This is a genomic window from Bacillus sp. 3G2, assembly GCF_044324725.1.
Classification (GTDB): Bacteria; Bacillota; Bacilli; order Bacillales; family Bacillaceae_G; genus Bacillus_A; species Bacillus_A mobilis.
This window is the reverse complement of the sequence record NZ_CP172246.1, coordinates 4223495-4238292: the sequence shown is the minus strand read 5'-3', so window position 1 is coordinate 4238292 and position 14798 is coordinate 4223495. Positions and strand designations below refer to the sequence as shown.

Annotated in this window: 13 protein-coding genes and 1 other annotated feature (1 of these 14 cut by a window edge); of the genes, 11 read left to right on the top strand and 2 right to left on the bottom strand. The window is 37.8% G+C overall.

What is annotated here, in order from left to right; translation table 11 throughout:
• The first annotated feature begins 2 nt into the window (after positions 1-2).
• The 3 genes from lonB (at position 3) to ysxC (ending at position 4780) form a co-directional block, all read left to right on the top strand.
• The gene (lonB, locus tag ACHZK0_RS21735) at positions 3-1673 is read left to right on the top strand and encodes an ATP-dependent protease LonB (protein ID WP_071720686.1); all 1671 of its coding nucleotides are present in this window, start codon (positions 3-5) and stop codon (positions 1671-1673) included.
• A gap of 183 nt (positions 1674-1856) precedes the next feature.
• Positions 1857-4187 carry an endopeptidase La gene (gene lon, locus ACHZK0_RS21730; RefSeq protein ID WP_061677126.1) on the top strand — a complete coding sequence of 777 codons (2331 nt, stop codon included), beginning with the start codon at positions 1857-1859 and terminating at the stop codon, positions 4185-4187.
• On the top strand, positions 4184-4780 hold the full coding sequence (ysxC, locus tag ACHZK0_RS21725) for a ribosome biogenesis GTP-binding protein YsxC (RefSeq protein WP_000869114.1): 597 nt from the start codon (positions 4184-4186) through the stop codon (positions 4778-4780). The genes lon and ysxC overlap by 4 nt, the downstream gene beginning before the upstream one ends.
• Before the next feature lie 35 nt (positions 4781-4815).
• Here the strand turns inward: ysxC and ACHZK0_RS21720 are convergent, their stop codons facing one another.
• A complete protein-coding gene (locus ACHZK0_RS21720) occupies positions 4816-5232 on the bottom strand; it encodes an organic hydroperoxide resistance protein (protein ID WP_242254967.1) in 417 nt (138 codons plus the stop codon).
• 2 nt (positions 5233-5234) lie between these two features.
• On the bottom strand, positions 5235-5687 hold the full coding sequence (locus tag ACHZK0_RS21715; protein ID WP_220775387.1) for a MarR family winged helix-turn-helix transcriptional regulator: 453 nt from the start codon (positions 5685-5687) through the stop codon (positions 5235-5237).
• Positions 5688-6102: 415 nt separating this feature from the next.
• Between ACHZK0_RS21715 and hemA the strand changes: the two genes are divergently transcribed.
• The 8 genes from hemA (at position 6103) to ysxE (ending at position 14517) form a co-directional block, all read left to right on the top strand.
• The gene (gene hemA, locus ACHZK0_RS21710) at positions 6103-7437 is read left to right on the top strand and encodes a glutamyl-tRNA reductase (protein WP_242254964.1); all 1335 of its coding nucleotides are present in this window, start codon (positions 6103-6105) and stop codon (positions 7435-7437) included.
• Between the two features lie 17 nt (positions 7438-7454).
• Positions 7455-8288: a cytochrome c biogenesis protein gene (locus ACHZK0_RS21705; protein ID WP_098819426.1), complete on the top strand. Its 834-nt coding sequence runs from the start codon at positions 7455-7457 to the stop codon at positions 8286-8288.
• A gap of 15 nt (positions 8289-8303) precedes the next feature.
• A complete protein-coding gene (gene hemC / locus ACHZK0_RS21700) occupies positions 8304-9233 on the top strand; it encodes a hydroxymethylbilane synthase (RefSeq protein WP_242254962.1) in 930 nt (309 codons plus the stop codon).
• Between the two features lie 2 nt (positions 9234-9235).
• On the top strand, positions 9236-9988 hold the full coding sequence (gene hemD, locus ACHZK0_RS21695) for a uroporphyrinogen-III synthase (RefSeq protein WP_242254960.1): 753 nt from the start codon (positions 9236-9238) through the stop codon (positions 9986-9988).
• A 69-nt stretch (positions 9989-10057) separates the two neighbouring features.
• Positions 10058-11047, top strand: a complete 990-nt coding sequence (hemB, locus tag ACHZK0_RS21690) for a porphobilinogen synthase (RefSeq protein WP_001087079.1) — start codon at positions 10058-10060, stop codon at positions 11045-11047.
• A complete protein-coding gene (gene hemL / locus ACHZK0_RS21685; protein ID WP_097864812.1) occupies positions 11047-12336 on the top strand; it encodes a glutamate-1-semialdehyde 2,1-aminomutase in 1290 nt (429 codons plus the stop codon). Before hemB ends, hemL begins: the two co-directional genes overlap by 1 nt.
• 109 nt (positions 12337-12445) lie before the next feature.
• Complete coding sequence (gene spoVID, locus ACHZK0_RS21680; RefSeq protein ID WP_395760863.1) at positions 12446-13429, top strand: stage VI sporulation protein D; 984 nt, start codon at positions 12446-12448, stop codon at positions 13427-13429.
• A gap of 62 nt (positions 13430-13491) precedes the next feature.
• The gene (gene ysxE / locus ACHZK0_RS21675; protein ID WP_000366996.1) at positions 13492-14517 is read left to right on the top strand and encodes a spore coat protein YsxE; all 1026 of its coding nucleotides are present in this window, start codon (positions 13492-13494) and stop codon (positions 14515-14517) included.
• Positions 14518-14637: 120 nt separating this feature from the next.
• Positions 14638-14798: a binding site (T-box leader), on the top strand; it runs 71 nt beyond the window's last position.

Below are 14798 nucleotides of genomic sequence, written 5' to 3'. Positions count from 1 at the left end.
TGATGAGCTGGACAAATATATTTTTACTTGTTCAACTTGTTTTTGGTGTAATTGTCGGATTGTACTTTTGGCATTTACTTCGAAATCAGCGAACACAAAAAGTTTCAATTGATCGAGAATCGAAAAAAGAATTAGAACAGCTTCGTAAAATGCGCGAGATTTCTTTAACAGAGCCGCTTGCGGAAAAGGTGCGTCCTACATCCTTTTTAGATATTGTAGGGCAAGAGGACGGGATTAAGTCGTTAAAAGCGGCTCTTTGTGGCCCGAACCCGCAACATGTGATTATATATGGTCCACCAGGTGTTGGAAAGACAGCGGCAGCACGTCTTGTTTTAGAGGAAGCGAAACGAAATCCAAAATCTCCATTTCGCACGAATGCAACATTTATTGAACTGGATGCGACGACAGCTAGGTTTGATGAACGTGGTATTGCAGACCCGTTAATCGGTTCGGTACATGATCCGATTTATCAAGGTGCTGGTGCAATGGGGCAAGCGGGTATTCCGCAACCGAAAAAAGGTGCGGTAACAGATGCACATGGTGGTATTTTGTTTATTGATGAGATTGGTGAACTACATCCGATTCAAATGAACAAAATGTTAAAGGTGCTAGAAGATCGGAAAGTGTTTTTGGAAAGTGCATACTATAGTGAAGAGAATACGATGATTCCAACATATATACATGACATTTTTCAAAAAGGTTTACCAGCCGATTTTCGCTTAGTTGGGGCGACGACACGTTCGCCGGAAGAGATTCCTCCTGCTATTCGGTCACGCTGCTTAGAAGTGTTTTTCCGTGAGTTAGATACAGAAGAGATTCAAAAAGTAGCGAAGAATGCAGCTGACAAAGTGGAAATGCAAATAGGTGAAAATGGTATTGAAATGATTGGGATGTATGCAAGAAATGGACGAGAAGCGATTAATCTTGTGCAAATTTCTGCTGGAATGGCAATAAATGAAGAACGTTCTTTCATTAAAGATGAAGATATAGAGTGGGTGGTTCACTCTAGCCAACTTACACCAAAATATGAAAAACGTATTTATCCTATTCCAAGAATCGGCCTTGTAAATGGACTTGCTGTATACGGACCAAATACAGGCGCGTTATTAGAAATTGAAGTAACAGCAATCAAAGCGAAAGATAAAGGATCGGTAAATGTTACCGGAATTGTTGAAGAGGAAAGTATTGGTAGTCAAACGAAGTCCATTCGCCGTAAAAGTATGGCGAAAGGTTCTGTAGATAATGTATTAACGGTACTTCGTTCTCTAGATGTGTTGCCAGAAGGATACGATATACATATTAATTTTCCAGGTGGTATCCCAATTGATGGGCCTTCGGCAGGTATTGCTATGGCAACGGGTGTATATTCAGCGGTGCATCGTACGTATGTGAATAATGAAGTAGCGATGACTGGTGAAATAAGTATACACGGTGAAGTGAAACCTATTGGTGGTGTGTACGCAAAAATAAAAGCTGCGAAAAAAGCAGGTGCGAAGAAAGTTATTATTCCTGCTGAAAACATGCAACCGTTTTTGTACACAATAAAAGGAATTGAAATCATTCCTGTTCGTAAGTTAAAAGAAGTATTTGAGTTAACATTTATGCAGGAAAATATGCATCGAGACATTGATATACATACTACTGTAGATGAAACAGATGCACAATCAATGTGAGAATGAACGATAATAAAATTTGCCAGACTTCGTTTAAGTTTGTATGCTTAAGCGGAGTCTTTTTTCCTTTTTAACAGGGAGAAAAACGAGGGATTTACAATTGCGGAAAATCTCTGCAATTGCATCTAGATGTATTGTAATATAAAATAGTTGAACAGGAGTTTAATTTATTATGGAGGTGCTATGTCTAGTATGAATACGAATGAAAGAATCGTACCCCTCCTACCATTAAGAGGCGTTCTCGTATATCCAACGATGGTTCTGCATCTTGATGTAGGACGTGATAAATCGATACAAGCACTAGAGCAGGCGGCAATGGATGAAAATATCATCTTTTTAGCGATGCAAAAAGAAATGAATATCGATGATCCGAAAGAAGATGACATATATAGTGTAGGTACAGTGGCGAAAGTGAAGCAAATGTTAAAATTGCCGAACGGTACGCTTCGTGTCCTTGTAGAAGGTTTACATAGAGCTGAAGTAGTAGAGTTTATCGAAGAAGAAAATATAGTGCAAGTTTCCATCAAAACGGTAACGGAAGAAGTGGAAGATGATCTAGAAGAGAAAGCTCTTATGCGCACATTACTGGAGCATTTCGAACAATATATTAAAGTTTCGAAAAAAGTTTCAAATGAAACATTTGCAACGGTAGCTGATGTAGAAGAGCCAGGAAGATTAGCTGATTTAATTGCTTCTCACTTGCCAATTAAAACGAAACAGAAACAAGAAATCTTAGAGATTGTATCTGTGAAGGAACGATTACATACACTTATTTCAATTATTCAAGATGAACAAGAGTTACTTAGTTTAGAAAAGAAAATTGGACAAAAAGTGAAACGTTCAATGGAGCGCACGCAAAAAGAATATTTCTTACGTGAGCAAATGAAGGCGATTCAAACTGAACTTGGCGATAAAGAAGGCAAGGGCGGGGAAGTTGAAGAACTTCGTGAGAAAATTGAACAGTCGGGAATGCCGGAAGAAACAATGAAGGCTGCACTGAAAGAATTAGACCGTTATGAAAAGTTACCAGCAAGTTCTGCGGAGAGCGGTGTTATTCGCAATTATATGGATTGGTTATTAGCTCTTCCGTGGACAGAAGCGACAGAAGATATGATTGATCTTGCTCATTCGGAAGAGATTTTGAACAAAGATCATTATGGTCTTGAGAAAGTGAAAGAGCGCGTACTTGAATATTTAGCTGTACAGAAGTTAACGAATTCATTAAAAGGACCTATCCTTTGCTTAGTAGGACCTCCTGGAGTCGGGAAAACTTCGTTAGCGCGTTCGATCGCAACATCATTAAATCGTAATTTTGTCCGTGTATCCCTTGGTGGTGTACGAGATGAATCTGAAATTCGTGGTCACCGTCGTACGTACGTTGGAGCGATGCCAGGACGCATTATTCAAGGTATGAAAAAGGCGAAAACAGTTAATCCAGTCTTTTTATTAGATGAGATTGATAAAATGTCTAACGATTTCCGTGGAGATCCATCAGCAGCATTACTTGAAGTGTTAGACCCAGAACAAAACCATAACTTCAGTGATCATTACATTGAAGAACCGTATGATCTATCGAAAGTTATGTTTGTAGCAACTGCAAATACACTTTCAAGTATTCCAGGTCCGTTGCTTGACCGTATGGAAATTATTTCGATTGCCGGTTATACTGAACTTGAAAAAGTGCACATTGCCCGTGAACATTTATTGCCGAAACAATTAAAAGAGCATGGCTTACGAAAAGGTAATTTACAAGTACGTGATGAAGCGCTTCTTGAAATTATTCGTTATTATACACGTGAGGCTGGTGTTCGTACACTAGAGCGCCAAATTGCAAAAGTTTGTCGTAAAGCAGCAAAAATTATCGTTACAGCAGAACGTAAGCGTATTGTAGTAACAGAGAAAAACATTGTTGATTTACTTGGTAAGCACATATTCCGTTATGGGCAAGCCGAAAAAACAGACCAAGTTGGTATGGCGACGGGGTTAGCGTATACAGCAGCAGGCGGCGATACACTAGCGATTGAAGTGTCTGTAGCGCCAGGTAAAGGGAAATTAATTTTAACTGGGAAACTTGGGGATGTTATGAAAGAATCCGCACAAGCAGCGTTTAGCTATATTCGTTCTCGTGCAGAAGAGCTTCAGATTGATCCGAATTTCCATGAGAAAAATGATATTCATATTCATGTTCCAGAAGGAGCAGTTCCAAAAGATGGACCGTCGGCAGGTATTACGATGGCAACGGCACTTATTTCTGCACTAACAGGTATTCCTGTAAGTAAAGAAGTGGGGATGACAGGTGAAATTACACTTCGTGGTCGTGTATTACCAATTGGTGGTTTAAAAGAAAAAACATTAAGTGCTCACCGCGCAGGCTTAACAAAAATTATTTTGCCAGCAGAAAACGAGAAAGATTTAGATGATATTCCAGAAAGCGTAAAAGAAAACCTTACGTTTGTGCTTGCATCTCATTTAGATGAAGTATTGGAGCACGCATTAGTAGGAGTGAAACAATGAAAGTAACAAAAGCAGATATTGTAATTAGTGCTGTTAAACCAGAACAATATCCAGACAGTGATTTACCAGAAATTGCTTTAGCAGGTCGTTCAAATGTCGGGAAGTCTTCCTTTATTAATAAAATTTTAAATCGTAAAAAGTTAGTACGTATTTCTTCTAAACCAGGAAAAACGCAAACGTTGAACTTTTTCTTAATCAATGAGATGATGCATTTTGTTGACGTTCCAGGTTATGGATATGCGAAAGTATCTAAATCAGAGCGCGCAGCATGGGGCAAAATGATTGAAACATACTTTACAACGCGTGAGCAATTAGACGCAGCTGTATTAGTAGTTGATTTACGTCACCAACCAACAAACGATGATGTGATGATGTATGATTTCTTAAAGCATTATGAAATCCCAACAATTATTATTGCGACGAAAGCCGATAAAATTCCGAAAGGGAAATGGCAAAAGCATTTAAAAGTTGTAAAAGAAACGCTTGCTGTTGAAATTGGCGATGAAATTGTTCTATTCTCTTCTGAAACAGGACTTGGAAAAGAAGAAGCGTGGAAGGCAATTCATAAAATGACAAAAACAAAAAACGCGTGACGAATGTCGCGCGTTTTTTTATTTACTACATTTTTTTATTTTACGTTTAATGTAACCTCAATATTTCCTCTTGTTGCTTTCGAATAAGGACATACACCGTGAGCAGCTTCTACAAGTTCTTGTGCTTCGGCATGAGAAACGCCAGCAACGTGTACATCAAGTACAGCAGATAGGCCAAAACCACCATCTGTATCTTTTCCGATAGAAACGTGAGCAGTTACTTCTGTACTTTCTACTTTCACACGTTTTGTACGAATGACAAGTTGTAATGCACTATCAAAACAAGCGGCATAACCAGCAGCAAATAGCTGTTCAGGATTTGTTGCCTCTCCGCCTGCACCACCTAGTGCTTTCGGCATTTTTACATCAAGATTTAATATGCCATCATCTGAAACTACTTTTCCGTTTCGTCCACCTGTAGCAGTTACTGAAGCAGTATATAATTTTTCCATGTTTATTCCCCTTTTCTATCATTAATTGTTTTCATTGTTTCAATTAGTTTATTTAATTGAATTAATAAAGAACGATATTCTTGTTCTGTAATTCCTAAATTTGTTGCCATCGTTGTCGGCAATGAACAAGCCTTTTCTTTTAAATCTTTACCTTGTTCTGTTAATTCAATACAAACTTTGCGCTCATCTTCTTTAGAACGAACGCGTTTTACAAGATTTAATGATTCCATTCGTTTTAACATAGGTGTTAACGTACCAGAATCTAAAAATAGACGTTCTCCAATTTCTTTTACTGTTAGTCCATCTTGCTCCCATAGTACGAGTAAAGTAATGTACTGGGGATACGTAATACCCATCTCTTCTAAATATGGTCGATAAAAGCGGGTCACTTCTTTAGAACAGGCGTAAATGGAAAAACAAAGCTGGTTATCTAGATGTAAAGAATTCTCTGTCATACATAACTCCTTTCTAATTAAATTGTGAACAATTTAATTTTGTAAAATCAATATAACGAAAAAGAAATACAATGTCAAATACATTGTATTGAGAAAGTTTGTGCTACAATTTGGAACAATCATACATATTTTCCTTCATGATGAAAGAAGATAGGAAAGATGATGTTATAATTCATATGGAATAGTTTCCATCACTTGATTATGAGTGCTTTTTTTGGTAACGTACAAATAGAGTTATTAATTTATAATCATTATAAAGTAGAAAGTGTTTATTAATTTTACTGAATCTCCTTTATTACATACGGAGAATAAATAAAAAATAATCGGTTGTTCACACGATTGTCAGATTCATAAGAGGAAAGTTGTATTATGATAGTAGATAAAGTGATAAAACGGGTGAAGGGGGACATGCTGCGTGCATATTCTTGTTGTTAGTGTAAATTATCGAACAGCCCCTGTAGAATTTCGTGAGAAACTCACATTTCAGGCAGCAGAGCTAGAGCAAGCAATGACTACATTACAAAATCAAAAGAGCGTGTTAGAGAATGTCATTGTATCCACTTGTAATCGCACTGAGATTTACGCTGTTGTCGATCAATTACACACGGGACGGTATTATATTAAGAAGTTTTTAGCTGATTGGTTTCAGCTTGAAATAGAAGAAGTCGCACCATACTTAACTATTTTTGAACAAGATGGTGCAATAGATCATTTATTCCGCGTAACGTGCGGTTTAGATTCTATGGTAGTTGGAGAAACGCAGATTTTAGGTCAAATAAAAGATAGCTTTTTAGAAGCGCAACAAGTAAAAGCAACAGGTACAATTTTTAATGAATTGTTTAAGCAAGTGGTGACGTTAGCGAAACGTGCGCACTCAGAAACGACAATTGGTGAAAGTGCGATGTCGGTTAGTTATGCTGCTGTCGAGCTTGGGAAGAAAATATTCGGCGAGCTAACAGATTGTCACGTACTTATTCTTGGTGCTGGAAAAATGGGTGAACTGGCACTGCAAAACTTATATGGAAGCGGTGCTCGAAAAGTAACAGTCATGAATAGGACGTTTACGAAAGCGGAAGTAATGGCTGAGAAATATATGGGACATGCAAAGCCTTTAAGTGAATTGCAATGTGCATTATTAGAAGCAGATATTTTAATTAGTTCAACTGGTGCATCTGAGTATGTCATTACGAAAGAGATGATGGCAAAGGTAGAGAAAATGCGCTCTGGCCGTCCGTTATTTATGGTGGATATTGCAGTGCCGCGTGATATTGATCCAGCGATTGATGAACTAGAAGGTTCTTTCTTATATGACATTGATGATTTGCAAGGAGTAGTGGAAGCAAATCGTGCTGAGCGTTTGAAAGAAGCAGAGAAAATTCAATTTATGATTGAAGAGGAAATTGTTTTATTTAAAACGTGGTTAAGTACACTTGGTGTTGTTCCGTTAATAGCAGCTCTTCGTGATAAGGCACTTGCTATCCAAAGTGAAACGATGGAAAGTTTGGAACGCAAAATACCGAATCTTAGTGATCGTGAGAGAAAAGTAATTAGTAAGCATACGAAAAGTATTATTAATCAATTATTAAAAGACCCAATTTTAGTAGCGAAAGAAATAGCTGCTGAAGAGGGAGCAGACGAAAAATTAGCGTTATTTGCAAAGATTTTCGATCTAGAAATGGAAGACGTAGAGAGTAGTGCGGAAGAAGTAGAACATAAAAGAGCGTGGACACCATCCGTTCCATCTTTATAATTTGGAAGGATGATCGGATGAGTTTTTTTAATAACAGTATTATTTATCATATTGCAATTATTTTATATGCTTGTAGCATTAGTTTATATTTTATAGATTATTTCCAAAGTAACCGAAAGGCGAACCGATTTGCTTTTTGGTTACTTTCGATTGTATGGGTTCTGCAGTCTATCTTCATGCTACTTCGGGCTACAGATTCAGAAACGAACCCTATATTAACTTTACTATCAGGGATTTATTTTTATGTTTGGCTATTGATTACGATGTCGTTAGTCATTAATCGATTTATGAGAATCGACTTTCTAGTCTTTTTTACAAATGTTGTCGCATTTGGCGTAAGCGCTTTTTCTATTTTTACACCGCTCGGAAAGATGTCGCCGGTACTTGCGGAGCAATTAGTTTCGGAACTTGTATATGTACACGTCGGTATGGCTATTATTTCTTATGCAACTTTCACTGTATCGTTCATTTTTTCTATCATGTATTTATTACAATATCGCCTATTAAAAAAGAAAAAATGGAATGCGAGATTAAGAAGGTTAGGGAATTTACCGAAGCTAGAATCGATGTCTTACGGATTAAATTTATTTTCTGTTCCATTTTTCTTACTAGCTATTTTATTAGGATGCATATGGGGATATACGAAATTGGACAATTTCCATTGGTATGATACGAAAGTGATCGGATCTTTTGTCGTTCTATTTGTATATTGTGCTGGCCTATATTTACGAGTAGCAGATGTATTGCAAGGAAAGAAGATCGTACAGTGGAACATCGGAGCATTTCTCGTAATGCTAATCAATATTTTTCTATTAAGCAGTTTATCCAACTTCCACTTTTGGTATTTATAATGAGGAGAGAGAATTATGCGCAAAATTATTGTAGGGTCACGAAAGAGTAAATTAGCATTAACGCAAACAAACTGGTTTATTGATCGGTTAAAGGCGCTAGGTTTACCATATGAATTTGAAGTGAAAGAAATCGTCACAAAAGGTGATGTTATTTTAGATGTTACTCTTTCAAAAGTAGGCGGAAAAGGCTTGTTTGTGAAAGAGATTGAACATGCGTTACTTACGAAAGAAATTGATATGGCTGTACATAGTATGAAAGATATGCCGGCCGTACTTCCAGAAGGATTAATGATTGGTTGTACACCGAAGCGTGTTGATCCTCGCGATGCTTTTATCTCAAAAAGCGGAGCATCGTTTAAAGAGTTAGCAGAAGGCGCTATTTTAGGTACAAGTAGTTTAAGACGCAGTGCACAATTATTAGCTGCAAGACCAGATTTACAAGTGAAGTGGATTCGTGGAAATATCGATACACGTTTACGTAAATTACAAGAAGAAGATTACGATGCAATCATTTTAGCGACAGCTGGATTACAAAGAATGGGCTGGGATAATGAAGTTATTACAGAACATTTAGATGAGACGTTATGTGTACCTGCTGTAGGACAAGGTGCATTAGCGATTGAGTGCCGTGAGGATGATAAGGATTTACTACAGCTGTTAGCGCATATGAATGATGCAGTAACAGAAAAAACAGTGGCAGCAGAGCGAGTATTTCTTCATAAACTTGAAGGTGGATGCCAAGTTCCAATCGCTGGATATGCAACCCTTACAGAAAACGATGCAATCGAATTAACAGCTCTTGTCGGTTCTATGGACGGTTCTGTTTTATTGAAAGAGACAGTAGTAGGAACTAATCCAGCGGAAGTAGGATTAGAGGCTGCGGACCGTTTAATTAAACAAGGCGCAAAAGAACTCATTCTTGCTGCAAATAAGGGGCAACAATAAATATGAACGCTCTCGCTGGCAAAACGGTATTGATTACACGTGCCCAGCATCAAGCAAAACAAATGAGTGTAGTGGTGAAAGAAAAGAGCGGAATTCCATTGGAAATTCCGCTTTTGCGTATGGAAGGTATGTCTCATAGACAGATTCAACATATAGCAGGGCAACTACATTCGTATGACTGGGTTATTTTTACGAGTAAAAATGGGGTAACTTTTTTTCTAGATCGTTTGAGAAAGAGGCTCCCTGTAACGACTAAAATTGCTGCAGTAGGCGTGAAGACAAGGTTAGAATTAGAAAAACGGGGCTATAAAGTGGACTTTGTTCCAACTTCATTTGTTGCAGAAGTATTTGCAGAAGAGTTTGTAAAAAGACTAAGTGGAAACGAATGCATTTTATTTCCGAAAGGGAATTTAGCAAGAGATGTAATTCCAGTTGCACTTCGCCAAATTGGTGTTTCTCTAGATGAGCTAATCGTATATGGTACGAAAGAGAATGTAGAGAAAAAGCGAGAACTGATAGAAACGCTAGAAGTAGGGAAAGTAGACATTATTACATTTACGAGCCCTTCAACTGTTACTAGTTTTGTTCGTTTACTTGAGGGTACAAACTGGAGAGAATGGACAAAAAAATGTACAATTGCTTGTATAGGGCCTATTACGGAAAAAGAGGCGAGCCTTTATTTTCCGCATATTATTATGCCGAAAGAGTACACTGTAGAAGCATTACTACAATGTATTTGTGAATCTATAAAGTGAAACTTTAATTAGTAGGGTCTTACTGCCCGCAAATAGCGGGATAAAATAAAAGAATGGGGATAGAAATCTATGAACTCTTTACAATTTAATCGTCATCGTCGCTTAAGACAAAGTGGTAATATGCGTGCGCTTGTGCGTGAAACGTTTTTACATACGGAAGATTTTATTTACCCTATTTTTGTATTAGAAGGAGAAAACGTTCGTAATGAAGTGCCTTCTATGCCAGGCGTATATCAAATGTCTTTAGATTTATTGCAAGCTGAAATGCAAGAGGTTGTTGATTTAGGTATCCGTTCTGTTATTGTATTTGGTTTACCTGCTGAAAAAGATGAAGTTGGATCATCAGCATATTGTGATCATGGAATTGTGCAACGTGCAATTCAGCAAATTAAAGGTGAATTCCCTGAGCTAGTAGTAGTTGCAGATACATGTTTATGTCAATTCACAAGCCATGGTCATTGCGGTGTAATTGAAGATGGTATTATTTTAAATGACGAGTCTCTTGCAGTTCTTGCGAAAACAGCTGTCAGCCAAGCGAAAGCGGGAGCAGACATTATTGCGCCATCAAACATGATGGACGGATTTGTAACAGCGATTCGCCACGCATTAGATGAAAATGGCTTTGGGCATGTGCCAGTAATGTCGTACGCTGTGAAATATTCATCAGCGTTTTACGGGCCGTTCCGTGATGCGGCGCACGGTGCACCACAATTTGGTGACCGTAAAACATATCAAATGGACCCAGCGAACCGTATGGAAGCATTCCGTGAAGCAGAATCAGATGTAATGGAAGGGGCAGATTTCTTAATTGTAAAGCCAGCTCTATCTTACTTAGATATTGTTCGTGATGTGAAAAATAACTTTAATTTACCAGTCGTTGCTTATAACGTAAGTGGTGAATATTCGATGATTAAAGCGGCAGCGCAAAATGGTTGGATTAATGAAAAAGAAGTTGTACTTGAAAAATTAATTAGTATGAAACGTGCAGGAGCAGATTTAATTATTACGTATCATGCGAAAGATGCAGCAAGATGGTTACAAGAAGGAGGCGCTAAATAATGAAAAAGTTTGATAAGTCGATTGCGGCGTTTGAAGAGGCGCAAGATTTAATGCCTGGAGGCGTAAATAGCCCAGTTCGTGCCTTTAAGTCTGTCGGTATGAATCCGTTGTTTATGGAGCGTGGAAAAGGCTCTAAAGTATACGATATCGATGGGAATGAATACATCGATTACGTATTATCATGGGGTCCTTTAATTCATGGTCATGCAAACGACCGTGTTGTGGAAGCTTTAAAATCTGTTGCTGAAAGAGGGACAAGCTTCGGTGCTCCAACGGAAATTGAGAATGAATTAGCGAAACTTGTTATTGAGCGCGTACCATCAATTGAGATTGTACGTATGGTTAACTCAGGAACAGAAGCGACAATGAGTGCGCTACGTTTAGCTCGTGGTTATACAGGCCGTAACAAAATTTTGAAATTCATCGGTTGTTACCATGGTCATGGTGATTCGTTATTAATTAAAGCGGGTTCTGGTGTGGCGACGTTAGGTTTACCAGATAGCCCTGGTGTACCAGAAGGTGTAGCGAAAAATACAATTACAGTAGCGTATAACGATTTAGACAGTGTGAAGTACGCTTTCGAACAATTCGGTGACGATATTGCTTGTGTTATCGTAGAACCAGTAGCAGGGAATATGGGTGTTGTTCCTCCGCAGCCAGGATTTTTAGAAGGTCTTCGTGAAGTAACAGAGCAAAACGGTGCATTACTTATTTTTGATGAAGTCATGACAGGATTCCGAGTTGCTTATAATTGTGGACAAGGTTATTACGGTGTAACACCTGATTTAACTTGTTTAGGTAAAGTAATCGGTGGTGGCTTACCAGTAGGAGCATACGGTGGTAAAGCAGAAATTATGCGACAAGTTGCACCGAGCGGACCGATTTACCAAGCAGGTACTTTATCAGGTAACCCACTTGCGATGGCAGCAGGTTATGAAACGTTAGTACAGTTAACGCCAGAATCATATGTAGAATTCGAGCGTAAAGCTGAAATGTTAGAAGCTGGCTTACGTAAAGCGGCTGAAAAACATGGCATTCCGCATCATATTAACCGTGCGGGTTCTATGATTGGTATCTTCTTTACAGATGAACAAGTTATTAATTACGATGCAGCAAAATCTTCAAACTTAGAATTCTTTGCAGCTTACTATCGTGAAATGGTAGAGCAAGGTGTATTCTTGCCGCCATCTCAATTCGAAGGCTTATTCCTATCGACAGCACATAGTGATGCAGATATTGAAGCGACAATTGCAGCGGCTGAGATTGCCATGTCAAAATTAAAAGCTTAATCGAATAAAGAAAATCGCTCTCTATAAGGGGGGCGATTTTTTTTATTCATAAAGTCAGCTTTCCGTACATAAATCTGTAATGACATATAGTTTGGGAGGGGGAAAAGAAGTGGCAACAGATCATTCATTACGTTTTTCATTAAAAGAATCTGTTTGGTTCCAAAAAGGACAGGAAGTCGAAGAACTTTTGTCAATTTCGTTAGATCCAGACGTTGAGATAGAAGAGCTTGATCATGAAGTTATCGTGAGAGGGCAATTAGATTTAACGGGAGAGTATGTTGCAAGGCAAGATGATTCGACTTATTCATTGAGAGATCTATCACCAGCGAAGTCAATTGATTATGTAGAAACAAGAGAAGATGGGGTTAATGAACTTGTTCATTCCTTTCCGCTTGAAATATCAATTCCGAGAAACCGTGTGAAAGTAATTGAAGAACTATATGTATCTATCGAGGAATTTGATTATGAATTAAAGGAAAATGGTTGCTTACAATTATTAGCGGATATATCTATTACAGGTTTATGTGATGAAGAAAGAATTGAGGATGAAGAGGAAGAAACGGCGTATGCTGAGTTAGAGGATGATTCAGCACAAGAGTATGAAACTAGACCAACGCCGCACGTAGAAGAACCAGCTTATAAGGAATCAGATGAGTGGGAAGATTACGCATTTGAACCGTTCCAACTAGAAGAAAGAAAAGAGCAGGAAGTAGAGGAAGCGGAAATAGAAGAACATGAATTTGTAGAGCGTGAAGAAGAGAAAGAAACAACGCCGCAATTTGAATTGTTCGGACGAAAAGATTTTAAGAAAGAGAAAGAGAAAAAGAAAAAGCAAGAAGAGCAAGAAGAAGAAGCTTACTCACAGCGAGATGAAAATGCGCTGTATTTAACGAAAATATTTACGAAAGAACCAGAAGAAGAATTTACAAAGTTAAGAATGTATTTCGTGCAAGAAGGAGATACGATCGAATCTGTTGCAGATCGTTATGAAACGTCTGTACAAAACTTATATCGTGTCAATCAAACAGAAGATATATATTTAACGGCAGGACAAATTATTTATATTCCTGTTTCAAGAGCAAAAGCGAAATAAGTGAGTGTTTTTCACTCACTTATTTTTCTAAGGCTATGTTTTGAATAGAAAGGGTTATTCGTATGGATATGGAATTACGAAATCGCTATGAACCCATTGTAAGGCAATATAGATTGGATACGCAGCATATGGAAGAGCACGGAAGTGTAACGAAAATTTACACGAATCAAGGTCCATATGCGCTCAAGAAAATAGAAGGCAGAAAGTTAGAGCGGAATAACTTTCTGCATCATATTCAATATTTGAAGGAGAAAGGTTTTTCAAATTATGTACCTATATACCATGCGACGGATGGTAATTATATTTTAAGTGACGGAACGTATAATTATTATTTAATGCCTTGGTTAGAACGTGCGGAAGGGAACGGCGAGGATAATGATCAATACCATAAAATGTTCCAGACTCTCGGAGCGTTGCATCAAAAAACGGTAAAAGAAGAAACGTATACAGAAGAAGATTTAGAGAAACATTATACGAATATATCCGATCGTTGGGAAAATGATGGTGAGATGTTAGAAGAGTTTCTTGTAGAATCTGAAGCGAAGTGGTATATGTCTCCGTTTGAATTGCAATATTGTACGTACTATCATCATGTAATGAGGGCACGTGAGTTTGCAACGAAGCAATTAAATGAGTGGAACGATGCGATGAAAGAAAAAGAAAAAACACGTATTACTTTTGTGCATGGTAACGTATCACTTAATCATTTTTTATTTGATTATGAACGGAACGGCTATTTTATTAGTTTAGAAAAATCGAAGTTTGCAACACCGGTGCAAGATATAGTAGGGTTTTATTCTAGGTCGTTAAACACATATCCAATTGCGCGAAGTGATCGGTTTGAATGGTATCAAATGTACCAAAAAAATTTTCCTTTTACGAAAGAAGAGCAACTACTCATGTTTGCGTATATGACGTATCCATCACAATTTATTCGGCAAATCCAGTCTTATAAGAAAAGAAGAGAGAGTCGTAATGAGGAAAATGAACTTCTTGGAGTAAAGAGCTTGCAACAATCGCATTGGCTCGTTAGCAATATAGAATATTTTCTTTCGCAATTACAAGCTGCCCAGCAAGGGAACGGATAAAAAGATAAGTAGCATCCTCTACTTATCTTTTTTGTACGTCACAAAATTCGTAGTCTTAAATTTATCTTGACGAATAGGGTTTCGTTTTTTACACTATTGTATATAATAATTAACAATCATATAAATGCCTTGAAGGGGAAGAGTATAACAAGAAACGTCTTCAGAGAGGAGAATCATTAGCTGGGAGATTCTCTAGATAGTTATGTTAGAAGGTAGCCCTGGAGCATCTTTTCTGAACAGAATAGTTCTCATTAGGAAAAGACGGATTTGTCCGTTATCAA